General features: G+C 70.6%; 15 protein-coding genes. 4 read left to right on the top strand and 11 right to left on the bottom strand.

Features of this window, described 5'->3' with window-relative positions:
* Position 1: 1 nt before the first annotated feature.
* The 6 genes from Csp2054_RS15470 to Csp2054_RS15445 form a co-directional block, all read right to left on the bottom strand.
* Positions 2-1,327: a sugar ABC transporter substrate-binding protein gene (locus Csp2054_RS15470; RefSeq protein ID WP_096900353.1), complete on the bottom strand. Its 1,326-nt coding sequence runs from the start codon at positions 1,325-1,327 to the stop codon at positions 2-4.
* Positions 1,328-1,524: 197 nt separating this feature from the next.
* Positions 1,525-2,082 carry a DUF2231 domain-containing protein gene (locus Csp2054_RS15465; protein ID WP_096900352.1) on the bottom strand — a complete coding sequence of 186 codons (558 nt, stop codon included), beginning with the start codon at positions 2,080-2,082 and terminating at the stop codon, positions 1,525-1,527.
* Between the two features lie 87 nt (positions 2,083-2,169).
* The gene (locus Csp2054_RS15460; protein ID WP_096900351.1) at positions 2,170-4,344 is read right to left on the bottom strand and encodes an ATP-dependent Clp protease ATP-binding subunit; all 2,175 of its coding nucleotides are present in this window, start codon (positions 4,342-4,344) and stop codon (positions 2,170-2,172) included.
* Between the two features lie 48 nt (positions 4,345-4,392).
* Positions 4,393-5,787 (bottom strand): MFS transporter, encoded by a 1,395-nt coding sequence (locus tag Csp2054_RS15455; protein ID WP_096900350.1) that lies wholly within the window; start codon positions 5,785-5,787, stop codon positions 4,393-4,395.
* A gap of 129 nt (positions 5,788-5,916) precedes the next feature.
* Positions 5,917-6,183 carry a twin-arginine translocase TatA/TatE family subunit gene (gene tatA, locus Csp2054_RS15450; protein ID WP_411897161.1) on the bottom strand — a complete coding sequence of 89 codons (267 nt, stop codon included), beginning with the start codon at positions 6,181-6,183 and terminating at the stop codon, positions 5,917-5,919.
* Between the two features lie 184 nt (positions 6,184-6,367).
* Positions 6,368-9,067, bottom strand: a complete 2,700-nt coding sequence (locus tag Csp2054_RS15445) for a glycoside hydrolase family 2 protein (protein WP_217990936.1) — start codon at positions 9,065-9,067, stop codon at positions 6,368-6,370.
* Positions 9,068-9,281: 214 nt separating this feature from the next.
* On the opposite strand from Csp2054_RS15445, the gene Csp2054_RS15440 reads away from it, so the two are divergent.
* Positions 9,282-9,680 (top strand): pilus assembly protein CpaE, encoded by a 399-nt coding sequence (locus Csp2054_RS15440; protein WP_096900349.1) that lies wholly within the window; start codon positions 9,282-9,284, stop codon positions 9,678-9,680.
* Between the two features lie 75 nt (positions 9,681-9,755).
* Positions 9,756-10,586, top strand: coding sequence for an aldo/keto reductase (locus tag Csp2054_RS15435; protein WP_096900348.1), 831 nt, complete (start codon positions 9,756-9,758; stop codon positions 10,584-10,586).
* Between the two features lie 105 nt (positions 10,587-10,691).
* On the opposite strand, the gene Csp2054_RS15430 is transcribed toward Csp2054_RS15435, so the two are convergent.
* Entirely contained in the window at positions 10,692-11,834 is a 1,143-nt protein-coding gene (locus Csp2054_RS15430) for a class I SAM-dependent methyltransferase (RefSeq protein WP_255252776.1), read from the bottom strand.
* A 208-nt stretch (positions 11,835-12,042) separates the two neighbouring features.
* On the opposite strand from Csp2054_RS15430, the gene Csp2054_RS15425 reads away from it, so the two are divergent.
* Positions 12,043-13,962 carry a ricin-type beta-trefoil lectin domain protein gene (locus Csp2054_RS15425; protein WP_141399292.1) on the top strand — a complete coding sequence of 640 codons (1,920 nt, stop codon included), beginning with the start codon at positions 12,043-12,045 and terminating at the stop codon, positions 13,960-13,962.
* A 74-nt stretch (positions 13,963-14,036) separates the two neighbouring features.
* Here the strand turns inward: Csp2054_RS15425 and Csp2054_RS15420 are convergent, their stop codons facing one another.
* The 4 genes from Csp2054_RS15420 to dnaK all read right to left on the bottom strand — a co-directional run bounded on the left by Csp2054_RS15420 (position 14,037) and on the right by dnaK (position 18,099).
* Positions 14,037-14,447 (bottom strand): heat shock protein transcriptional repressor HspR, encoded by a 411-nt coding sequence (locus Csp2054_RS15420; RefSeq protein WP_096900368.1) that lies wholly within the window; start codon positions 14,445-14,447, stop codon positions 14,037-14,039.
* A gap of 131 nt (positions 14,448-14,578) precedes the next feature.
* On the bottom strand, positions 14,579-15,580 hold the full coding sequence (locus Csp2054_RS15415) for a DnaJ C-terminal domain-containing protein (RefSeq protein ID WP_096900346.1): 1,002 nt from the start codon (positions 15,578-15,580) through the stop codon (positions 14,579-14,581).
* Positions 15,581-15,603: 23 nt separating this feature from the next.
* Entirely contained in the window at positions 15,604-16,230 is a 627-nt protein-coding gene (locus Csp2054_RS15410; RefSeq protein ID WP_096900345.1) for a nucleotide exchange factor GrpE, read from the bottom strand.
* Between the two features lie 3 nt (positions 16,231-16,233).
* On the bottom strand, positions 16,234-18,099 hold the full coding sequence (gene dnaK, locus Csp2054_RS15405) for a molecular chaperone DnaK (protein WP_096900344.1): 1,866 nt from the start codon (positions 18,097-18,099) through the stop codon (positions 16,234-16,236).
* A gap of 272 nt (positions 18,100-18,371) precedes the next feature.
* On the opposite strand from dnaK, the gene Csp2054_RS15400 reads away from it, so the two are divergent.
* A complete protein-coding gene (locus Csp2054_RS15400) occupies positions 18,372-21,158 on the top strand; it encodes an Ig-like domain-containing protein (RefSeq protein WP_096900343.1) in 2,787 nt (928 codons plus the stop codon).
* Positions 21,159-21,321 lie beyond the last annotated feature (163 nt).

Below are 21,321 nucleotides of genomic sequence, written 5' to 3'. Positions count from 1 at the left end.
ACTACTGCTGCGCGTTGAGCGCGGACGTGAGGTGCTCCGAGAAGCCCTCCGCGGCCTGCTGCGGGGTCTTCCGTCCGGTGGCGATGTCCGCGAACATCGTCTGGAAGCTCGAGTCGCCCTCGATCGTCGCCCAGCCCGGGGTCGCCGGGGTCGGGCGGCTCGTCGAGGCGGCCTCGAAGTACGGCTTGTGGAGCTCGTCCACGTCGCCCGACACCGCGTCGAGCAGCTGCGTCGAGTTCGGCTCCCAGCCGTCGACACCGAACACCTGGTCCTTCTGGAACGTCTTCGAGGTCAGGATCTTCAGGTAGTACAGCGCGAGCTCCTGGTTCGCCGACTTCGCCGGGATGCCGAGGTCGGAGCCACCGAGGAACACCGGCTGGGTCTTCCCCTCGGTCGACGACGGCATCGGGAACGTGCCGATCTGGTCCTTGAGCTCGGGCTTGGCCGTGGTGATCGAGCCGATCTCCCACGCCGACCCGAGGATCGCGGACGTGTTGCCCTGGGCGAAGACGTCGGACTCGGCCGGCTTGTCGGTGTTGATGTCCTGCGTGGACTTCGCCGAGTAGGTGTTCTGGAAGTCCTTCCACGCGGTGAGGCCCTTGACGGCGTCGGCGGAGTCGATCGCCCCGGTCCACTTGCCGCCCTGCTCGGTGGCGATCTGCCCGCCCGCGTCCCACACCCACTGCAGCCCGCCGTACCAGTACTGCCCGGGCATGTAGAACGCGGAGAAGTCGGCCTGCGGGTTCTTCGCCTTCACCTTGTCGAGGTCGGCGGTGAGCTCGTCGTACGACTTCGGCACGTCGGTGACGCCCGCGTCCGCCCAGGTCTTCTTGTTGTAGATGACCGCGCGGTTGCCGGCGAAGAGCGGGGCTCCGTAGAGCTTGCCGTCCACGGTCGCCGGCCCCTCGAGCCCGGAGAGCCAGGTCTGGCCGTCCTGCAGCTCCTTCTTGTACGGCGACAGGTCCATCAGGCCGCCGGTGGCCGCGTACACCGGCACCTGCGTGTTCCCGAGGTCGACCACGTCCGGTGCGTCCTGCTGTGCGAGCGCCGTCGTGAGCTTGGTCGTGATGCCGTCCCACTGCTGCAGTTGGAGCTTCACCTTCGCCCCGGTGGCCTTGGTGAACTGCTGCTGTGCGACCTTGAGGATCTTCGGGCTGAGGTCGCCGTTCATGATCCACACGGTGATGGTCTTGCCCGTGCCGTCGGGTGTGCCGATGGACTTCGTGCCACCGTCGGAAGCGGCGTTGCTCCCGGCGGAGCACCCGGTGAGGGCGAGCGCGCCTGCGAGGGCGAGCGCACCGAGTGCGGCGAAACGCGTGCGTGTCACGTTGACTCCCTTGGTCCGACCTTTACGAAAGGACGTTGCGTAATGGCTAGTGAAGCCCCATCACGCAGGGATGTCAACCACGAATCCGTCGCCTGTGGACGGCCTCGATCCGCATGTTTCCGCGGGATCACGGATGTGGAACAGATGCACTCCCGGTCTTGACGAACTGGTCATGACCAGGCATGATCAGCGCTCGCTCACGAGCGGTCGAACGGCACGTCGTCCGGCGTCCCGACCCCGGCACGCTGCCGGTACGCGAGGTGCCCGCCGAGGTACCCGCCCACACCCACGACCGCCAGGCCGGCGAATCCGAGCAGCTTCCCCGTACCGTGGTTCCCGCGGCGGCGCTGCGCCCACGACAGCCCGTACAGGGTGATGCCGACCCAGTTCACCGCCTGGTGCACCCACCCGGTGCGGAGCTGCTCGCGGTCGAGCTCCGACCAGTCGACGTACCCGGCCGCCGTTGCGCCGCCGGACGACACGAGGCCGACGCCGACGAGGGTCTTCGCGGCCTTCGCGTTGCCCTTCCCGCCGACCAGGTCGAGCACCGCCGCCGAGATCCAGGCGCCGAGCGGCACCTGCACCATGAGCGGGTGCAGCGGGTGCCCGAACGGCACGCCGTGCAGGAGTTGCCGGACCACCCTCGGGCGGGCGAGGGCGCGGACGACCGAGCGGTCGATGTCGACGGCCTTGTCGAGCACGCCCGCGAGCTCGACGGCGTCGGTGAGGCGACGGATGGCGCGGATCTCAGGCATGCTCCGGAATGTAGGCCTGGAGGCCCGCAGCGCGTTCCAGGAACGCGCTGCGGGCCTCCAGGCGGTCACCCCCGTGACGCGGTGCTGCTACTCCTCGACGATCTCCGCGTCGACGACCTCGAACGGCTCCACCGTCAGCCCGTCGCCGCTGTCGGCGACGTCCACCCGCACGGTGTCGCCGTCGCGGACCTCCCCGGCGAGGATCGCCCGCGCCAGCCGATCGTCGATCTGGCGCTGCATCAGGCGTCGGAGCGGACGCGCGCCGTACACCGGGTCGTACCCGCGCTCGGCGAGCCACGTCCGGGCCGACGGCGTGACCGCGAGCTCCAGGCGACGGTCGGACAGCCGACGCGCCAGCCGGTCGACGTAGAGCGACACGATCTGCCCGAGGTCCTCCGACGTGAGCGCCTGGAACACGACGATGTCGTCGAGGCGGTTGATGAACTCCGGCCGGAACGCCTGTGCGACGAGCTCCCGGACCCCCTCCTCGCGCTGGGTGCTGCTCAGCGACGTGTCCGTGAGGAACTGCGAGCCGAGGTTCGACGTCAGGACGAGGATCGTGTTCCGGAAGTCGACCGTGCGCCCCTGCCCGTCGGTCAGGCGCCCGTCGTCGAGCACCTGCAGCAGCACGTCGAACACCTCGGGGTGGGCCTTCTCGACCTCGTCGAGGAGCACGACGGAGTACGGCCGCCGCCGGACGGACTCGGTGAGCTGCCCACCGGCCTCGTACCCGACGTAGCCCGGTGGTGCGCCGATGAGCCGGGCGACGGAGTGCTTCTCCCCGTACTCGCTCATGTCGATCCGGACGAGGGCCTTCTCGTCGTCGAACAGGAACTCGGCGAGCGCCTTCGCGAGCTCGGTCTTGCCGACGCCGGTCGGGCCGAGGAACAGGAACGAGCCCGTCGGCCGGTCCGGGTCGGAGATGCCCGCACGGGTGCGCCGTACGGCCTCGGACACGGTGTTCACGGCGGAGCGCTGGCCGATGATCCGTCGACCGAGCTCGCTCTCGAGGTGCAGGAGCTTCTCGGTCTCCCCCTGGAGCAGGCGCCCGAGCGGGATGCCGGTCCACTGCGCGATCACGGCGGCGATGTCCTCGTCGGTGACGCTGTCGTTCACCATGCGGTCGGCCTGCTCGGCACGCTCCGCCTCGGCGAGCTCGGCCTCGATGCGGGGCTTCTCGCTGTACTCGATGCGGGACACGAGCTCGTAGTCCGCCTCACGCTGGGCGCGCTGGGACCGCATGTTGAGGTCGTCGAGCTGCTGCTTGAGCTCACCGATCCGGTTGAGGGTCGCGCGCTCGGCCTGCCACCGCTGCTCGAGCTCGCCGAGGAGCGCCTCGCGGCTCGCCAGCTCGGCGCGGAGTGTCTCGAGCCGCGCCTTGGACGCGTCGTCCTTCTCCTGCTTGAGCGCGAACTCCTCGACGCGCAGCCGGTCGACGGTGCGCTTGAGCTCGTCGATCTCGACGGGCGAGGAGTCGATCTCCATCCGCAACCGCGACGCGGCTTCGTCGATGAGGTCGATGGCCTTGTCGGGGAGCTGCCGGCCGGAGATGTACCGGTTCGACAAGCTCGCGGCCGCCACGAGCGCGGAGTCGTTGATCGTCACCTTGTGGTGTGCCTCGTACCGCTCCTTGAGCCCGCGCAGGATGGCGACGGTGTCCTCGACGCTCGGCTCCCCCACGTACACCTGCTGGAAGCGACGCTCGAGCGCCGCGTCCTTCTCGATGTACTCGCGGTACTCGTCGAGCGTCGTCGCGCCGATGAGCCGCAGCTCACCGCGGGCGAGCATCGGCTTGAGCATGTTCGACGCCGCGACGGAGCCCTCGCCGCCACCGGCGCCCATGAGCGTGTGCAGCTCGTCGATGAAGGTGATGACCTGCCCCTCGGAGTCGTTGATCTCCTTGAGCACGGCCTTCAGCCGCTCCTCGAACTCGCCGCGGTACTTCGCGCCGGCGATCAGGGCCGACATGTCGAGCGAGACGAGCCGCTTGTCCTTGAGCGAGTCGGCGACGTCGCCCGCGACGATGCGCTGCGCGAGCCCCTCGACGACGGCGGTCTTGCCGACGCCGGGCTCGCCGATGAGCACCGGGTTGTTCTTGGTGCGGCGCGTCAGCACCTGGGAGACGCGCCGGATCTCGGCGTCCCGGCCGATCACCGGGTCGAGCTTGCCGCTCCGCGCGATCGCGGTGAGGTCGACGCCGTACTGCTCGAGGGCGGTCTTCTGACGCTCTTGCGAGTCGGGAGCGCCCTGGAGGTTCGCCATGCGTTCCGTCCTTTCGTCACGGTGGTCGTGTAGTTGAGTCTACTCCACTCAACTTCCGCGCGCGCTCGGGTGTTCCCGATCGGGGTTGCGGATCCCGACGGCGCTGACGAGTGCGCCGGCGACGAGCAGGCAGGCCATCACGACCATCGCCCGGTGGAACCCCGCGGTGCTCACCGCCCCGCCGAGCACGACGCCCGCCGACGCCACGACCACGAGGCCGGCGATGCGGGCGATCGCGTTGTTCACCGCCGAACCGATCCCGGCCTCGTCCTGCGGGACGGACCCGAGCACCGCGCTCGTCAACGGCGTCACCATGACCGCGAGTCCGATGCCGACGAGCACCAGGCCCGGCAGGACGGACCACCAGTAGGCGGCGGGATCCTCGCCGGCGACGAGCATCACCAGCGCCCCGACGGCGGCGAGCGCCGGTCCGGCAGCCATGAACCAGCGCGGGCCGTACCGTCCCGCGAGCGACCCGACGGTGGTCGAGAGCGCCAGGAGCAGCAGCGTCGGGGGCAGGCTCGCGAGCCCGGCCACCGACGCCGGGAACCGCCACACCTCCTGCAGGAAGAGCGTCACCACGAACCCGACCATCCCGAGCGCCCCGTAGATCGACAGGGTCGCGAGGTTGCCGACGGCGAAGTTGCGGGCTCGGAACAGCCGCAGGTCCACGAGCGGCCGGGCGACCCGCCGCTCCCACGGGACGAACGCCAGGAGTGCCAGTCCGCCGACGACGAGGGCGGCCACGACGAGCGGCGACGTCCACCCCAGGCGCTCCTGCTCGATCAGCCCGAGCACGACCCCGCCGACGCCGGCGACGGCGAGCACCGCGCCCACGACGTCGACCCGCGGGCGGGTACCGTGCCGCACGTCGCCGCTGATCCGCAGCACGAGCGGGATCGTCACCGCGATGGGAAGGGCCGTGAGCACGAAGATCCAGCGCCAGCCGACCCCGTCGACGACCACCCCGCCGAGCACGGGTCCGACGATGATCGCGGCGCTCGACCACGCTGTCCACGTGCCGATCGCCCGGGCCTGCGCGGCGCCCCGGTACGCGGCGATGACGAGTGCGAGCGCGCTCGGGGTGACGAGCGCGCCTCCCACGCCCTGGACGGCCCGCGCGATGATCAGCACGGCACCGGTCGGCGCCACGGCGCAGGCGATCGACGCGACCCCGAACACCACGAGCCCCCAGGTGACGATCCGGACGCGGCCGAACAGGTCCGACAGCGACCCGGCCACCAGGATCAGCGAGCCGAGCGTCACGAGGTAGGCGTCGACGACCCACTGCTGCACGACGAGTCCGCCGCCGAGCTCGCCCCGGATCGCCGGCAGCGCGACGTTCACGACGCTCGCGTCGAGCCCGACGACGAACGACGCCAGGACCGCGACGACGAGCACCACCCGGCGGTCGTCGCGGAGCGGAGCAGCGGGCGTCGTCATGCGTTCATCCAACCCCGCACCGCCGACGGCGTACCCGCTCCGCAAGGATGACGAAGCCCCCACGACCGCGAGGGTCGTGGGGGCTGCCGACAGGACGGGGCTGGGTGTCCTGGTCCGTGGCCGGGCCGACTACTGCTTGGAGTCGGCGTTCGGCTGCACCGAGGGGCCCGGGTTCACGACCGGTGCCGCGGTGTTCTGCGTGGTGCTGTCCTGCGCCGCGCTGTTCTGCACGCCCTGGTCGCCCTGCTTGTCGTCCTGACCCATCTCCTTCTTGAAGATGTTGATCGACTGACCGAGCCCCTTGGCGAGCGCCGGCAGCTTGGTCGCGCCGAACAGCAGGATGACGATCCCGAGGATGATCAGCAGATGGATGCCGGTGAGGCCTGCGAACATCATGACTCCTTCGATGGTGGACTGGTCGCCGTCTGCCGGTCGTCGTCGACCCGCCGGGCGGAAGCTCGTGGTCCGTTCATCGTAACCCGCGGCGGTCCCGAATCCCAGGCGAGCGCCCGAACCGACACCGGACGCCCAGCCTCGGCCCGCCGGGCTCGGCCGACCGGGGCCCACCGCGGCGGCAGCGTCAGCCGAGCACTGCGTCGAGCGACCACAGGACGGGCTGCTCGAGCAGGCGCCCGACCGCCTCGCCCGGCACGCCCCGGACCCGGAACACCGCCCGCTCGCCCGGCAGCAGCGTGACGAAGCCGCGGTCGACCGCCCCCTCCGGCGCGACCCGGTCCGGCTGCAGCAGCAGGTCACGGACGACGGTCTCGGCCTCGACCACCACCCGCACCAGTCCGCCGTCGACCTCGGTGCGCGCGTGGAACCGAGCCGGTGCCCAGCGCATCTCGCGGTCCGGCGCCGGTGTCCACACCGCACGACGTTCCCCCATGTCGGCGACGACGAGCTCGCGCGTCGGGTCGTCGACGATGCCGACCGCCTCGGGCAGGGCCACGACGGCGACACCGGCCGACAGGTGCACGGGGAGCGTCGCCTCGGCGAGCACGGCGCCGTCGAGCGTGATCCGGCGGACCCGGACGACGCTGTCCCCGCCGGCACGGGTAGACCGGACCGCGACCTCGATCGGCGACGACCCGAAGGCCCCCGGCGAGGTCCCGAGCGCGGTGCTGCCGGACCCGAGCGAGAGCGTGTCCGCCGTGTCGCCGGACCCGGCCGACCCGTCGTCGCGAGCCGACGTCGGCGGCTGGTCCGCGCCTCCCGGGCGACCGTCCCGGCGGGACGCGGCCGAGGCGACCGGCCGGATCGTCAGCAGCACGTCGTCGTACAGCCGACGTACCTCGTGGGCCAGCGGCTTCAGCCGCCCCGCCGAGTCGATCGCCGACCACGAGCAGACCGGCCACAGGTCGTTCAGCTGCCACAGCACGACGCCGGTGTTGCGCGGCCAGTGCGTCCGCCAGTGCTCGACACCGGTGGCGATCGCCCGCGTCTGCTGCAGCTGCGTCAGGTAGTGCCACTCGTCGAAGGCGGACGGCGCGACGGCACCGAAGCGCGGTTCGATGCCGCGGGCGAGCTTGCCCATGCCGTCGTCCGCCTTCTGGTGGTGGACCACGCCGGGCGAGTCGACGTGCAGCGGGTCGTCCGTCACCGCGTCGCGCAGGGTCCGCCACGCCGGCGGCGCCTGCCAGCCGAACTCCGAGACGAACCGCGGCACCGACTCCCGGTACGCGCTGTCGGGCAGCCGGTTCCACGCCTCCCAGGAGTGGTGCGTCTCGTGGTCGACGTCGTTCGCGGGCAGCGCCTCGTCGCCCGACCACGGGGACCCGACCGTGTAGAAGCGGGACGGGTCGACGGCGTCGACGATCGTCGGCAGCAGGTCGAGGTAGTAGTCGAGACCCCAGCCGCGGTCGCCGAGCTCCTCGGCCCAGCCGTCGGCGTCGTGCAACCAGATGTTCTCGTTGTTGCCGTTCCAGACCACGAGGGACGGGTGGCGGGACAGCCGGGCGACGTTGTCCCGCGCCTCGGCGACGACCTCGCTGCGGATCGGCTCGGTCTCCGGGTAGGCCGAGCAGGCGAACGCGAAGTCCTGCCACACCAGGAGCCCGAGCTCGTCGCACAGCTCGTAGAAGTCGCGCGACTCGTACACCCCGCCGCCCCAGACGCGCACCAGGTTCACGCCGAGCGCCGCCGCGGCGTGCAGCCGGTCGGCGTACCGCCCGCGGTCGACCCGCGACACGATGACGTCGTCGGGGATCCAGTTCACGCCGCGGACGTCGACGAGGGTGCCGTTGACGTGCACGCCGAACGGCTTGCCGATCGTGTCGGCCGCGGTGTCGATCCGTGCGGAGCGGAACCCGGTCCGGAACACGTCGCGGTCGAGGACCTCGCCCTCGACGGTCTGCAGTTCGACGACGACGTCGTAGAGCGGCTGCTCGCCGTACCCGCGGGGCCACCACCGTCGTGCGTCCGGCACGCGGACCGTCACGACCGTCTCGTCGTCCTTCGCGGTCAGCTGCGCGCGGGAGCGCTGCCGGGTCGTGGCGCCCTCGGCGTCCTCACCGCTCACCGTCACGACGAGCACGAGGTCGTCGTCCTCGCCGTCGTGGTCGAGGTCGGCCGTGCTCGCGCCGTCGCCGGCGGGACCGGAGCGCTCGACCGTGACGTGCGCGTCGAGCACGCCCTCACCGGCCTCGACGTCGACGAGCGGGCGGACCTCGCGCAGCCGTGCCGTCGACCACCGCTCGATCGCCACGGGACGCCAGGGCCCGCTGGTGACCGCGGTCAGGCCCCAGTCCCAGCCGAAGTTCGACGCCATCTTGCGCACGTAGGGGAACGGCTCGTCGTAGGGACCCGGCATGCTGCCGGCGCGCGCTGCGACCCGGCCCGCCTCGCGGTAGGGCGACTCGAACAGGATCTCGAGGTCCTTCGGTCCCGCCTGGCCGCCGTCGTCGCGGCCGCTCTGGTCGCGCGCGTCGAACCGGTACCGCCGGTGCATGTTCCTGGTCGTGCCGATCACGACCCCGCCGAGGGAGACCTCGGCGACGGTGTCGAGTCCGTCGCACACCAGGTCGACCCGCTCGTGGCCCCGGGGGTCGACGTCGACGGACCGCCGGTAGAGCCAGTCGGACCGGCCGACCCAGCGTCCGGCGCCCTCGTTCCGGTCGGACGTCGGGTCGGCGAGCAGTCCCTCGCGCTCCAGGTCGGTGTGCACCTGGCCCGGCACGGTCGCCGGCACCGTCCGTCCGGCGACACCGTCGGGGGCTGCCGTGCCGCCCGCGAGCGTCACGGTCCAGTCGTCGCGGAGTTCCTCGCGTTCGAGGGTCATGCGGGTCCTTCTCTGGGCGGACGGGATCGGGCCGCCCGGGTCGGGACGCCGGCCTGCGGTCCGTCCCGTGGCCACTGCCGGCCTGGAGGAACGGCGCCGGCTGCCCGGGCGTCGTCACGTCGCGCGCGCGGTCGCGGTGGGCGATCGCGCGTGGGGGTGCTCGCAGATGCTAGTACGGCGAGCTTGCAGCCAGGGGCGTGGCAGGCTGTGGACCGTGATCACAGTTGCTCTCGCCGCGGCCCTGCGCGACGCCGGTCTGCGCTGGCACCCCACGACCGGCGACCGGTTCGTCATCGACAAGCCGGGCGTCGACGACGACGTCTACACGGTGTCCGAGATGACGGTCGAGCGGCACGACTACCCGAGCGGCACGGTCCTCGGCTTCAACGGCACGACCGAGTGGGCGCTGGACTCCGTCGACGCCGCGGAGTCGCTGTGGCTGCCGCGGGAGGACCAGCTGCGCTCGCTGCTCGGCGGCGCGTTCGTGTCGCTCGTGGCGGGGTTCACCGTCACCGCGACGATCGCCGGTGCTCCCCAGGCCTTCGACGCTCCCGACGCCGAGGACGCGTACGGCGCGGCGCTCCTCGCGTACATCCGTTCCGCGCTCGACTGACCGGTCCGCGCCGGGTGACACGCCCGCTGGACGTTCCCGGAATGCCCGCTGGGCGCCGTGTGGTTGTCTCGCACCATGACCGTTCCGAACATCACCCTGAACGACGGCAAGACCATCCCGCAGCTCGGCTTCGGGGTCTTCCAGATCGACCCTTCGGAGACGAAGGACGCCACCCTCGCGGCCCTCGAGGTCGGGTACCGCCACATCGACACCGCCGAGATGTACGGCAACGAGAAGGAGGTCGGTGAGGCGATCGCCGAGTCCGGCATCCCGCGCGAGGAGATCTTCGTCACCTCGAAGCTCAACAACGGCTTCCACGACCCCGAGGCAGCGCTCGAGAACGGCAAGAAGTCGGCCGAGCTGCTCGGCGGCTACACGGACCTCTTCCTCATCCACTGGCCGCTGCCCACCGTGTCGGACTTCGTGCCGACCTGGAAGGCGATGGAGGAGCTGTACCGCGGCGGCACCGCGCGCTCGATCGGTGTGTCGAACTTCCAGTCGCACCACCTCAACCGCCTCGCCGCCGAGACGACCATCACGCCGGCCGTGAACCAGATCGAGGTGCACCCGTACCTCGTGCAGGACGAGCTCCGCGCGTACGACCGCGAGCACGGCATCGCGACCGAGGCCTGGTCGCCCATCGCGCAGGGCCTCGTCCTCGACGACGAGACCATCACGCGGATCGCCGGCAACACCGGCAAGACGCCGGCCCAGGTCGTGCTGCGCTGGCACATCCAGCGCGGCGACATCGTCTTCCCGAAGTCGGTCACCCGCTCGCGCGTCGAGGAGAACTTCGCGATCTTCGACTTCGAGCTCTCCGACGAGGACATGACCGCGATCACGTCGCTGGACAAGGGCCACCGGACCGGTCCGGACCCCGACACGTTCGACTACATCCCCTCCTGAGCGAGGACCACGACGGGGGCGGCCGCACTGCGGCCGCCCCCGTCGTGGTGCGCGCCGTCCCGGTCGCTGCTCCGGCCGGCCCCGGGCCTGCTCGCCCGGCGCGCGTCAGGCCCGGCGCGACGCGGTCACGGTGAACCGTGACGACCGCGCGACCTGCCGCGTCGTGCCGACCGCACGCTCCAGCACCGGCCGGTAGCGCAGGTGCGAGTTCCAGACGCACCACAGCTCGCCACCGGCCTGGAGGATCGTGGCCGCGTTCCGGAACATCGCCTCGGCCGCGTCCGTGGTCACCGTGGTGTCCGCGTGGAACGGCGGGTTGCACACCACGAGCCGCGCACACGCGTCCGGCAGCTCGTCGCCGGCGTCCGTCCGGACCACCTCGACACGGTCGCCCACCCCGTTGGCCGCGGCGGTCGCTCGGGTGGAGGCCACCGCGGTCTGCGACAGGTCCGTCGCGGTCACCCGCAGCGCCGGACGCCGCATCGCGAGCGCGGTCGCGATCACGCCGTTCCCGCACCCGAGGTCGACGGCTCGTCGCGCGTCAGGGACGGCCTGGTCGACCACGGCGAGCAGCTCCCGCGTGCCCAGGTCGAGCGACGTGCCGGCGAAGACCCCGCCGTGCGCGACGATGGTCATGCCGAGTTCGTCGTTGTGCACCGACCGCGGCCACGGATCCGTGGCGTCGGCCCGGGCGGCCGCGGCCCGCAGCGGGTCCTGCGCGACGAGCAGCCGCGACTTCCCGCGACCGCGCGACGCCGTCACCTCGCCGAAGTACCGCCGGAGCACCGCGTTCTGCCCGAGGTTCATGTGCTTCGAGACGCCGCCGCAGAGCAGGACCACGTCGGGGGCGGCCCACCGGGCGACGGCGCGTGCGACCTCGTCGAGCCGGTCGTTCGACTTCGACAGTCGGAGCAGCACGAGCCGGACGTCCCGGAACGCCCGTTCGAGGGTGTCGGGGTGGTGGAACCCGCGCCGTCCGAACGCCCCCGCGTTCGCCTCGAGTGCCCGTTCGGCGACCAGGGAGTCCTGCACCACCCGGACGTCGCTGGCGCCGTGCACCGCGATCACCCCGAGCGTGACCACGCCGTTCCGGTCGTCCACCACGGCGACCTCGCCGGGCTGTCGGAGCGCGTCGCCGTGGACGTGGGGAGCCTCGTCGAGGATGAAGCGGTCGGTGCCGTCGATCGTGATCAGGTCCGGCAGGTCGTCGCCACGGCGGCGGAACAGGTCGGCGAACTCGGGAGGCACCGCGCCAGCGTACCCACTGCACCGTGCGGGAGTCGTGCGGCCCCGTTCGACTGCACTGCCGACACAGCCAGATTCCGTCACCCATTGAACATTTCGAATATGCACGAATGCGCGTCGGCAATCGGTGGCAACAATGTGCGATATCGCGAACACCACACGTTTCACATTGATATGTTTCCTGACGTCTTCACCGATCGAGAGGAACTCCATGGAAACCCAGCCACCGAACACGGGTCGACTCCGGATCGCGGCCGTCGTCTGCGCATCCGCCGTGATCGCGACGTCGTTCGGCGCGACGTCGGCGTCCGCCGCGACGATCACCGCCGACGGCGACCAGATCGTCGGCCCGCTCGTCACCGAGACCTCCCCGTTCCAGGGCGCTCCCGCGTTCTCGGCCCCGTCACCGGGCGCTGCGGGCCAGGACATCGCGGCGAACCGTGCCGCCACGCTCGCCGGCGCGCTCGACCGGGCGGTCGACTGGTACCTCCCGGCGCCGGGCGGGATCGCGACGGTCAGTCCCGTCTCCGCCCCGGGTCTCTGCCTCACCGCCGGGACCGCGACCGCCGGCATCAACTCCCGCGTCACCCTCGAGACCTGCGTGGACGGTGACGTCGACCAGCAGTTCTCGCTCGCGAGCAACCAGGGATCGAACAACCCGATCGGCACAGGTCTGCGCTCCGAGCGCAACGGCGGATTCCTCGGCCTCTACAACAACGACCCGGTGATGCGGCTCCAGGTCAAGGAGATCGGCGACCGCATCCCGAACATCGCCGACTTCCTGCCGGCGTTCCGGGCCCGGGTCGACAGCGTCGACGCCCTCCGGCGGGTCGCTCGGCTGAGCGGCCGGGGCACCCCGGGCGCCCAGGTGCTCGTCAACGGAGCGAACCCGGTGACGATCGGTGCCGACGGTACGTGGACGGCCACGCTGGGCAACCTCGCCTTCGGCGCGAACACCATCCGGCTCGAGCAGTACGTCGGCGCCGAGCGCACCGGGCAGGCGACCCTCACCGCGAACCTCGTGGCGGACCAGCTCACGTTCACGGCGACGTTCTCCCCGGTTCGGGACACCCCGGTCCAGGCGTCCGGGACGGCACAGCCCGGCGCATCCGTCCAGCTCCGTGACGCAGCCGGCACCGCGCTCGGTGCTGCGGTGACGGCGAACGCGACGACCGGACGGTGGTCGACCACGATCCCCGCTCCGAACGCGAGCGGGCCGTACCCGGTCACGGCCGTGCAGTCGCTCGCCGGTCTCGCGGACACGGCGCACGCGGTCACGCGGACGGTCGACTACGGCGCCGCGGTGGTCGTCGACTCCCCCACCGACGGCGCGCCGCACACCGGTGGCCCCGTGGCGATGTCCGGCACCGGCGAGCCCGGCTCGGCGGTCGAGGTCCACGACGTCTCCGGCGGCGGCGACCGCATCGTCGGCAGCAGCGTCGACGGCGTCCTGCCGAACGGCCGCTGGACCCTGACGACGGACGACCTCGACCGTGCGGAGCACGTCCTGCGGGTCGTCCAGCACTCGCGCGGCGCGAACACGACGACCGCTGAGGTCACCATCAACCCGGGTTCGACGGGCCGCCTCGCGCCGGTCGTCCTGACCAGCCCGCAGTCGGTCACCCCGGGGCTCGCGAACACGTTCCGTGGGACGGCGGAGCCGGGCGCGACGTACCGGGTGCTGAACGGGTCCGGCACGCAGATCGTCCCCGGGAACCTGACGGTCGCCGCGGACGGCACGTGGGAGTTCGAGCGCGTGGTCTCGGCCGGCGCGACGTCGTTCCAGTTCAAGATCGAGCAGACGAAGGACGGGCAGACGGAGACGTCGGAGCTGTTCTCCATCGACGCCAACCGAGGTCTCGCGCCCGTCGTGGTCACCACCGACGCGGTCATCCCCGGGTTCGTGAACACGTTCGACGGCACCGGCCCCGCGGGCGCCACGTACGAGGTCCTGAACGCTTCGGGCACGCCGATCGTCCCGGGAACCCACACCATCGGCGAAGACGGCTCGTGGTCGTTCGACCGTCTCGTGTCGGCGGGTTCCCTGAACTTCGGGTTCAAGCTCCGGGTCACGGTCGACGGCGCCACCTACACGACGCGGCTCTTCGACCTGCCCGCCGCGACGCGCTGACGCTCCCGCACGAGCAGCACTGACGCCGAACGGGGCGCCGGGACATCGTCCCGGCGCCCCGTTCGTCGTCACGCTCAGCGCTGTGGGCGCCAGAGCACGATCTGCGTGTTCCGTTGCGGACGGACTCCCGCTCGCAAGGGAACCGCACCGCCCGTCGCCGAGGCGGCGAAGACCCGCGCCCCTGGCCGGCTGATGAGTTGGTCCGCGAGCGCACTCTCGAGTTCCGACACCCGCTCGCGCAGCGCCCGGTTCTCGTTCTCGAGCTCGAGCACACGCCGGATGCCCTCGAGCGAGACGCCCTCGGAACCGAGCCGCGCGATCTCCCGCAGCTGGGCGATGTCACGCATGGAGTACCGCCGGGATCCGCCACGGGTGCGACCGGGCACGACGAGACCGAGCCGGTCGTACTGGCGCAACGTCTGCGGGTGCATCTCCGCGAGCTCAGCCGCCATCGCGATGGCGAAGACGGGCGAGTTCTCGTCCATGTCGGTCATCGACCGCCCCTCTCGTTGGTGTCGTGGTGCCCAACAGCCTGGAGGCCCGGTGCGGCTTCCTGACGGAGCCGCGCCGCGCCTCCAGGCCGGGTGTGACGCGCTGTGCGCGTGACGCGCGTGCGCTAGCCGCGCGCCCTGGCGAGGAGATCCGCGCGGGGGTCCTCGTCGGGAAGGGCAGCGGCAAGGGCCTCGACGGCCTCGCGCTGCTTGTCCGACAGGTGCGACGGGACCGCGACCTGCACGGTGGCGAGCAGGTCACCGGTGCCCTTCGCGGTCGTGACCCCACGACCCTTGACACGGAGGACGCGACCCGACGGCGTGCCAGGGGCGACCCGCAGCTTCACGGGCTCGCCGCCGAGCGTCGGCACCTGGATGGTCGCGCCGAGCGCCGCCTCGGCGAACGTCACGGGGACGTCCACGCGGAGGTGCAGCCCGTCACGCTCGAAGACCGGGTGCTTGCGGACCGAGACCGTGACGACGAGGTCACCGGCCTCGCCGCCGTCGGGCGACGGCTGCCCGCGCCCGCGGAGGCGGATCTTCTGCCCGTCCGCGACCCCGGCCGGGATGCGGACGTTGACCGTGCGACCGTTGCCCTGCGACAGCTTGACGGTGTCACCGGCGATCGCGGTCGCGAAGTCGAGCGTCGTCGACGCCGTGACGTCAGCACCCTTCGTGGGGCCGCCGAACCCGCGGTAACCGCCGCTGGACTGGCCGAAGCCGCCGCCACCGCCGAACATTCCGCCGAGGATGTCCTCGAAGCCACCGCCACGCGCACCGGCGCCGCCCTGGCCGAAGCGGACGCGCTGGCCACCGCCACCGAACATTCCGCCGAAGACGTCCTCGAACCCGCCCTGGGCGCCCGGGCCGCCCGCGGTGAAGCGGGCGCCCGAGCCCATGGCACGGACCTGGTCGTACTCCTGGCGCTGCTCCTTGTCGGAGAGCACCGAGTACGCCTCGCTGATCTCCTTGAAGCGGGCCTCGGCGGCGGAGTCACCCGGGTTGGAGTCCGGGTGGTACTGCCGCGCGAGCTTCCGGTAGGTCTTCTTCAGCTCAGCGTCGCTCGCCGTCTTGTCGACGCCGAGGACCTTGTAGAAGTCCTTGTCGAACCAGTCCTGACTGGCCATGAATCCCTACCTCCTTCCCGCGGTCAGGCCGGGACCGCGACCGCGACCTTGGCCGCACGGAGGACGCGCTCGCCGAGCTTGTAGCCCGGCTCGACGACGTCCGCCACGGTCTGCGCGGTCGCACCCGGCGTCGGCAGCTGGACAAGCGCCTCGTGCACGTTCGGGTCGAAGGGCTCGCCCTTCTCGCCGATCTGCACCAGGTTGAACTTGTCGAACCCACCACGGATCTTCTGGGCGATGACGGCCATCGGCCCCTCTGCGAGGTCACCGTGCGCCTCGGCGCGGGTGAGGTCGTCGAGGGCCGGCAGCAGGGCGCGCACGACCTCGGCGATGACGACCTCGCGGTTCGCCTCACGGTCCCGCTCGACGCGCTTCCGGAAGTTGACCAGCTCGGCCTGCGCACGGAGCATGTCCGTCCGCATGTCGGCGACGAGGTCACGGTCGGCCTGGGAGAGCTTGTCCTCCTCCATGCCGCGTGCGGCGTCGTCGAGCAGGGCTTGGTCTTCCGGGCTCAGGTCGCTCGGCACCTCGACGTCGGGGCCTTCGGCCTCGATGAGGTCCTCCGGCTGCTCGGCGTTCGTGGCGTCGCCCTCGACCTGGGGCTCGTCGTTGTTCTCGACGTTGTCGTCGGCGTTCTCGTCGTCAGCCATCGATTACTTCTTGTCCTTCTCGTCCTCGTCGTCCACGACCTCGGCGTCGACGATGTCCTCGTCGTCCTGCGTCGCCTGGTCGCCGGCGGGCTGCTCGCCACCGGCAGCCGCCCCTGCATCCTGCTGGCTGTAGATCGCCTGGCCGAGCTTGCCCTGCGACTCGTTGAGCTTGTCGAAGGCGGTCTTCACGGCCTCGTCGTCCTCGCCCGCGAGCGCCGACTTCAGGGAGTCGACGTCGCCCTGCACTTCGGACTTGACGTCCGCGGGGAGCTTGTCGTCGTTCTCCTTGATGAGCTTCTCGATCGAGTACACGAGCTGCTCGGCCTGGTTGCGACGCTCGTTCGCCTCACGGCGGGCCTTGTCCTCGGCCGCGTGCTCCTCGGCCTCGCGGACCATGCGCTCGATGTCCTCCTTCGGCAGCGACGAGCCGCCGGAGATGACCATCGACTGCTCCTTGCCGGTGCCCTTGTCCTTCGCGGACACGTGCACGATGCCGTTCGCGTCGATGTCGAACGTGACCTCGACCTGCGGCACGCCACGGGGAGCCGGTGCGATGCCGGTCAGCTCGAAGGTGCCGAGCGGCTTGTTGTCGCGGGTGAACTCACGCTCGCCCTGGAAGACCTGGATGGCGACCGACGGCTGGTTGTCGTCGGCGGTCGTGAAGGTCTCGCTCCGCTTGGTCGGGATGGCAGTGTTGCGGTCGATGAGCTTCGTCATCAGGCCGCCCTTGGTCTCGATGCCGAGCGACAGCGGCGTGACGTCGATGAGCAGGACGTCCTTGCGCTCGCCCTTCAGCACACCGGCCTGCAGGGCGGCACCGACCGCCACGACCTCGTCCGGGTTGACGCCCTTGTTCGGCTCCTTGCCGCCGGTGAGGCTCTTGACGACCTCGGCGACGGCCGGCATGCGGGTCGAGCCACCCACGAGCACCACGTGCGCGATGTCGTTGACGGAGACACCCGCCTCCTTGATGACGTCGTTGAAGGGCTTCTTCGTGCGGTCGAGCAGGTCGGAGGTCATCTGCTCGAACTGCGCGCGGGAGAGTGTCTCGTCGAGGTTGAGCGGGCCGTCCGCGGTGAGCGTCAGGTACGGGAGCTGGATGTTCGTGCTCATGGAGCTCGACAGCTCCTTCTTCGCCTGCTCGGCCGCTTCCTTCAGACGCTGCTTCGCGATCTTGTCGTTCGAGAGGTCGACGCCGTGCTCGTCCTTGAACTTCTTGATGAGCCAGTCGACGATGCGCTGGTCCCAGTCGTCGCCACCGAGGCGGTTGTCGCCCGCGGTCGCGCGGACCTGGATCGTCGAGAAGTCGTCGTCCTTGCCCACCTCGAGCAGGGAGACGTCGAACGTGCCGCCACCGAGGTCGAAGACCAGGATGAGCTCGTCTTCCTTGCCCTTGTCGAGGCCGTAGGCCAGAGCGGCGGCGGTCGGCTCGTTGATGATGCGGAGGACGTTGAGGCCTGCGATCTCACCGGCGTCCTTCGTGGCCTGACGCTCGGCGTCGTTGAAGTACGCGGGGACGGTGATGACCGCGTCGGTCACGTCCTCGCCGAGGTACTGCTCGGCGTCGCGCTTGAGCTTGCCCAGGGTGCGGGCCGAGATCTCCTGCGGCGTGTACTGCTTGCCGTCGATGTCGGCCTTCCAGTCGGTGCCGATGTGGCGCTTGACGGAGGCGATGGTGCGGTCGACGTTCGTGACGGCCTGGCGCTTGGCGGTCTCGCCGACGAGCACCTCGCCGTCCTTCGTGAAGGCGACGATCGACGGCGTGGTGCGCATGCCCTCGGCGTTGGCGATGACCGTGGGCTCGCCGCCCTCGAGCACGCTGACGACCGAGTTGGTGGTTCCGAGGTCGATGCCTACTGCTCGTCCCATGTGCAAACTCCTCTTGTCTGGGTAAGTCGATGGACTTGCGTCCGATGGACTCAACCTTACTCACATGGTCCTGGACGTCAAGGCCACAGCCTCCGAACTTGCCATGAGCCGACTCAGGTCGGACACCATTGCGCATGTTGTATTTCAGCGCACGGTTTGATATTCTGGTACGGCAGCGGGGTCTCCCGCGACCACCCCACCGCGAGCCGCTGACGGCCCGATCGTCCGAGCGAGAGCACGCGGCCCGACCCCCTCGAAAGGGATCAACAACCATGTCCAACAAGACCAAGCGCATCGCGAAGGGGCTCGGGGCGTCCGCCCTGGCCGTCGCGACCATCGCTTCCGGCCTGTCCTTCGGTGCGGCGTCGGCTTCTGCGGCGACGTCGACGACTGCGCTCTCCGGGGGCGGCAAGACGTTCCAGCTCATCGCGAAGCAAGGACCCAACAGCTACTCAGCGCTCGTGGCTGCCAGTGGTGCCATCACCGCTGGCACGGTCAAGCACTACGGGACGCTCGCGGCGGCACAGGCTGCAGCGGTTGACATCACTTCGGTTCCGCTGCCCGACGGCGGATTCGCGTTGCGAACCCCGGAGGGGGGCTGTGTCATCGCCACTGACCCCCTCAGTGACCAGCACTGGCAACTGTACCCGTATCGCATCACCGCCAATGCGCCGTGGACGGACTGTCGGACGACCCAGGCGGCCGCTTCGGAGTCGTTTCAGTGGTGGAAGCAGGACAGCAACGGGAACCTCGTCAGCTGGGTCGGGAACCGGGCCTTGACCAGCGCGACCCGCACCGAAAACGAACTGGTCGACAACGGCGGGCTCGTCGTGCAGCAGTTCTTGCTCGGGTCTGCCCCGAAGGGAGAATTCGTCGGCATCCCCGCTGATCTGGGTTCGTTCTACGAATCGCTGACGGCGACCGGCACGTTCGACGCCGACGCCACCAAGAAGGCCACCGTCTCGGGCACCGCCGAGCCGGGCGCCGCGATCACCGTGAAGAACGGCACGACGACCGTCGCCTCGACCACGGCCGACGCCAACGGTGACTACTCCGTCGAGATCACCGCCCCGAACAAGGGCGGCGCGCTCGCCCTCACCGTCTCGCAGATGGTCGACGGCGCTGCCGCCGGCACCGCGAACGTCTCGCTCGACTACGGCACCGCCGTCGCGATCACCGGTCCGGAGGACCAGGAGGACGTCCCGGCCGGGGCGACCGCCATCACCGGCGCCGGCGAGGCCGGTTCGTCCGTGCAGGTCTTCGACAATCAGGGCCGCACCCCGATCATCTCGACCACGGTCCGCACCAACGGCACCTGGTCCGGCGCGGCCAACCTGAACGCGGGTGAGCACGTGCTGGAGGCGAAGCAGCTGTCGAAGGGTGCGAACACCACGACGTCGACGATCACGGTGAACCCGGGGCAGTCCGCTCTGACCGCCGCGACCATCACGACGGACGAGTACACCCCCGGGCAGCGCACCACTTTCTCCGGCACGGCGACGGCCGGGGCGACGGTCGACGTCCTCGCCGCCGACGGCACGGTCATCGCCGGCGGTGTCCAGGTCGCCGCGAACGGGTCGTTCTCGTTCCAGGCCACCCCGGCCGCCGGCAGCACCGAGTACTCGTTCCGCGTCCGCCAGACCATGGGAGACGCCACGCGCACCGACGGCCCGTTCACGGTCGACGCCACGGTGGACGCGTTCGCGCCGGTCACGGTGACGCGCCCGTCGACGGTCACCCCGGGCGTCGAGAACGTCTTCACCGGCACCGCGACGCCGGGTGCAACGTACCGCGTCCTCAACGCCTCCGGCACCCAGATCGTCCCGGGCACGTTCACCATCGACGCGCAGGGCAACTGGACCTTCCGCCGCATGGTGTCGACGGGCGCGACCAAGCTCGACTTCAAGCTCGAGCAGACCCTGAACGGGGAGACCCGCACCTCCCAGCTGTTCAGCATCCGGGCGAACGCGGGTTACCCCGTGGCGAACACCACCCGTTCGGTCCGCCCCGGTGTCACCAACACCTTCACGGGCACGGGCCCTGCTGGCGCGTCGTACCGCGTGCTCAACGTGTCCGGCACCCAGATCGTCCCGGGCACGTTCGACATCGATGCGCAGGGCAACTGGACGTTCGACCGCGTCGTCTCGCTCGGCGCTGCGAACTTCAAGTTCAAGCTCGAGGTCACCACGGCCGACGGCGCGACCTTCACCACGCCGCTCTACACGGTGAACGCCGCTTCGCTCACCCCCGTGACGGTGTCCACGACCGAGGTCTTCCCCGGCCAGCAGAACACGTTCACCGGCAAGGGCGAGCCCGGCGCGACCTACTCCGTGCTGAACATGTCGGACACGGTGCTCGACCCGAGCATCGAGAGCACCTTCCGCGTCGACGCGAACGGCGACTGGGAGTTCAAGCGCGTCGTCTCGACCGGTGCCGCGAACTTCAAGTTCAAGATCCGCCAGACCCTCAACGGCCAGACCACCACGAGTGACCTCTTCACGATCGACGCCGCCACCTTCCAGGCCGCGACCGTCGACAACGAGTACGTCAACGCCGGCATCTGGAACACCTTCACCGGCACCGTGACCCCGGGCGCCGCGATGCGTGTCCTGAACACGTCGAACAACGAACTGTCGGGCATCACCGACCTGCAGGTCGCCGCGGACGGCAAGTACTCGTTCAAGCGGATCGTCAGCGCGACCGGCACCAAGCTCGACTTCCGCATCGAGCAGACCCACGACGGCAAGACGATGATCGGCGACACCGTCACCCTGCAGGCCCGCACTGCGGACGTCACCATCGACAACACGTCGGTGACCCCGGGCCGCGTGAACACCTTCACCGGCACCGCCACCCCGGGTGCGACGTTCGAGGTCTTCACGCCGGGCAACGTCGGCGACACCCCGCTCGCCAGCGGCACCGTGTCGGCGCAGGGCCGGTTCGCCTTCGACCGCACGGTCGGCACCGGAGCCACCTCGTACGCCTTCAAGATCGTCCTCACCAAGGACGGCAAGCAGAGCGTCTCGGCACCGTTCACCATCGCGGCCAGCACCCGCTGACCCGCACCACACGCAGCGACGGCGCCCCCGGGTCTCGACCCGGGGGCGCCGTTGCGTCGGGGTTCCCCTGCAGCACCCTTCCGAAGGACACCACCATGCACACGACCCTCACCCGCACCCTCGCCGCCACCACGCTCGCCCTGATCGCCGCAGCCGGCCTGAG

Source organism: Curtobacterium sp. 'Ferrero', assembly GCF_002412165.1.
Classification (GTDB): Bacteria; Actinomycetota; Actinomycetes; order Actinomycetales; family Microbacteriaceae; genus Curtobacterium.
This window is presented reverse-complemented; position numbering and strand designations above follow the sequence as displayed.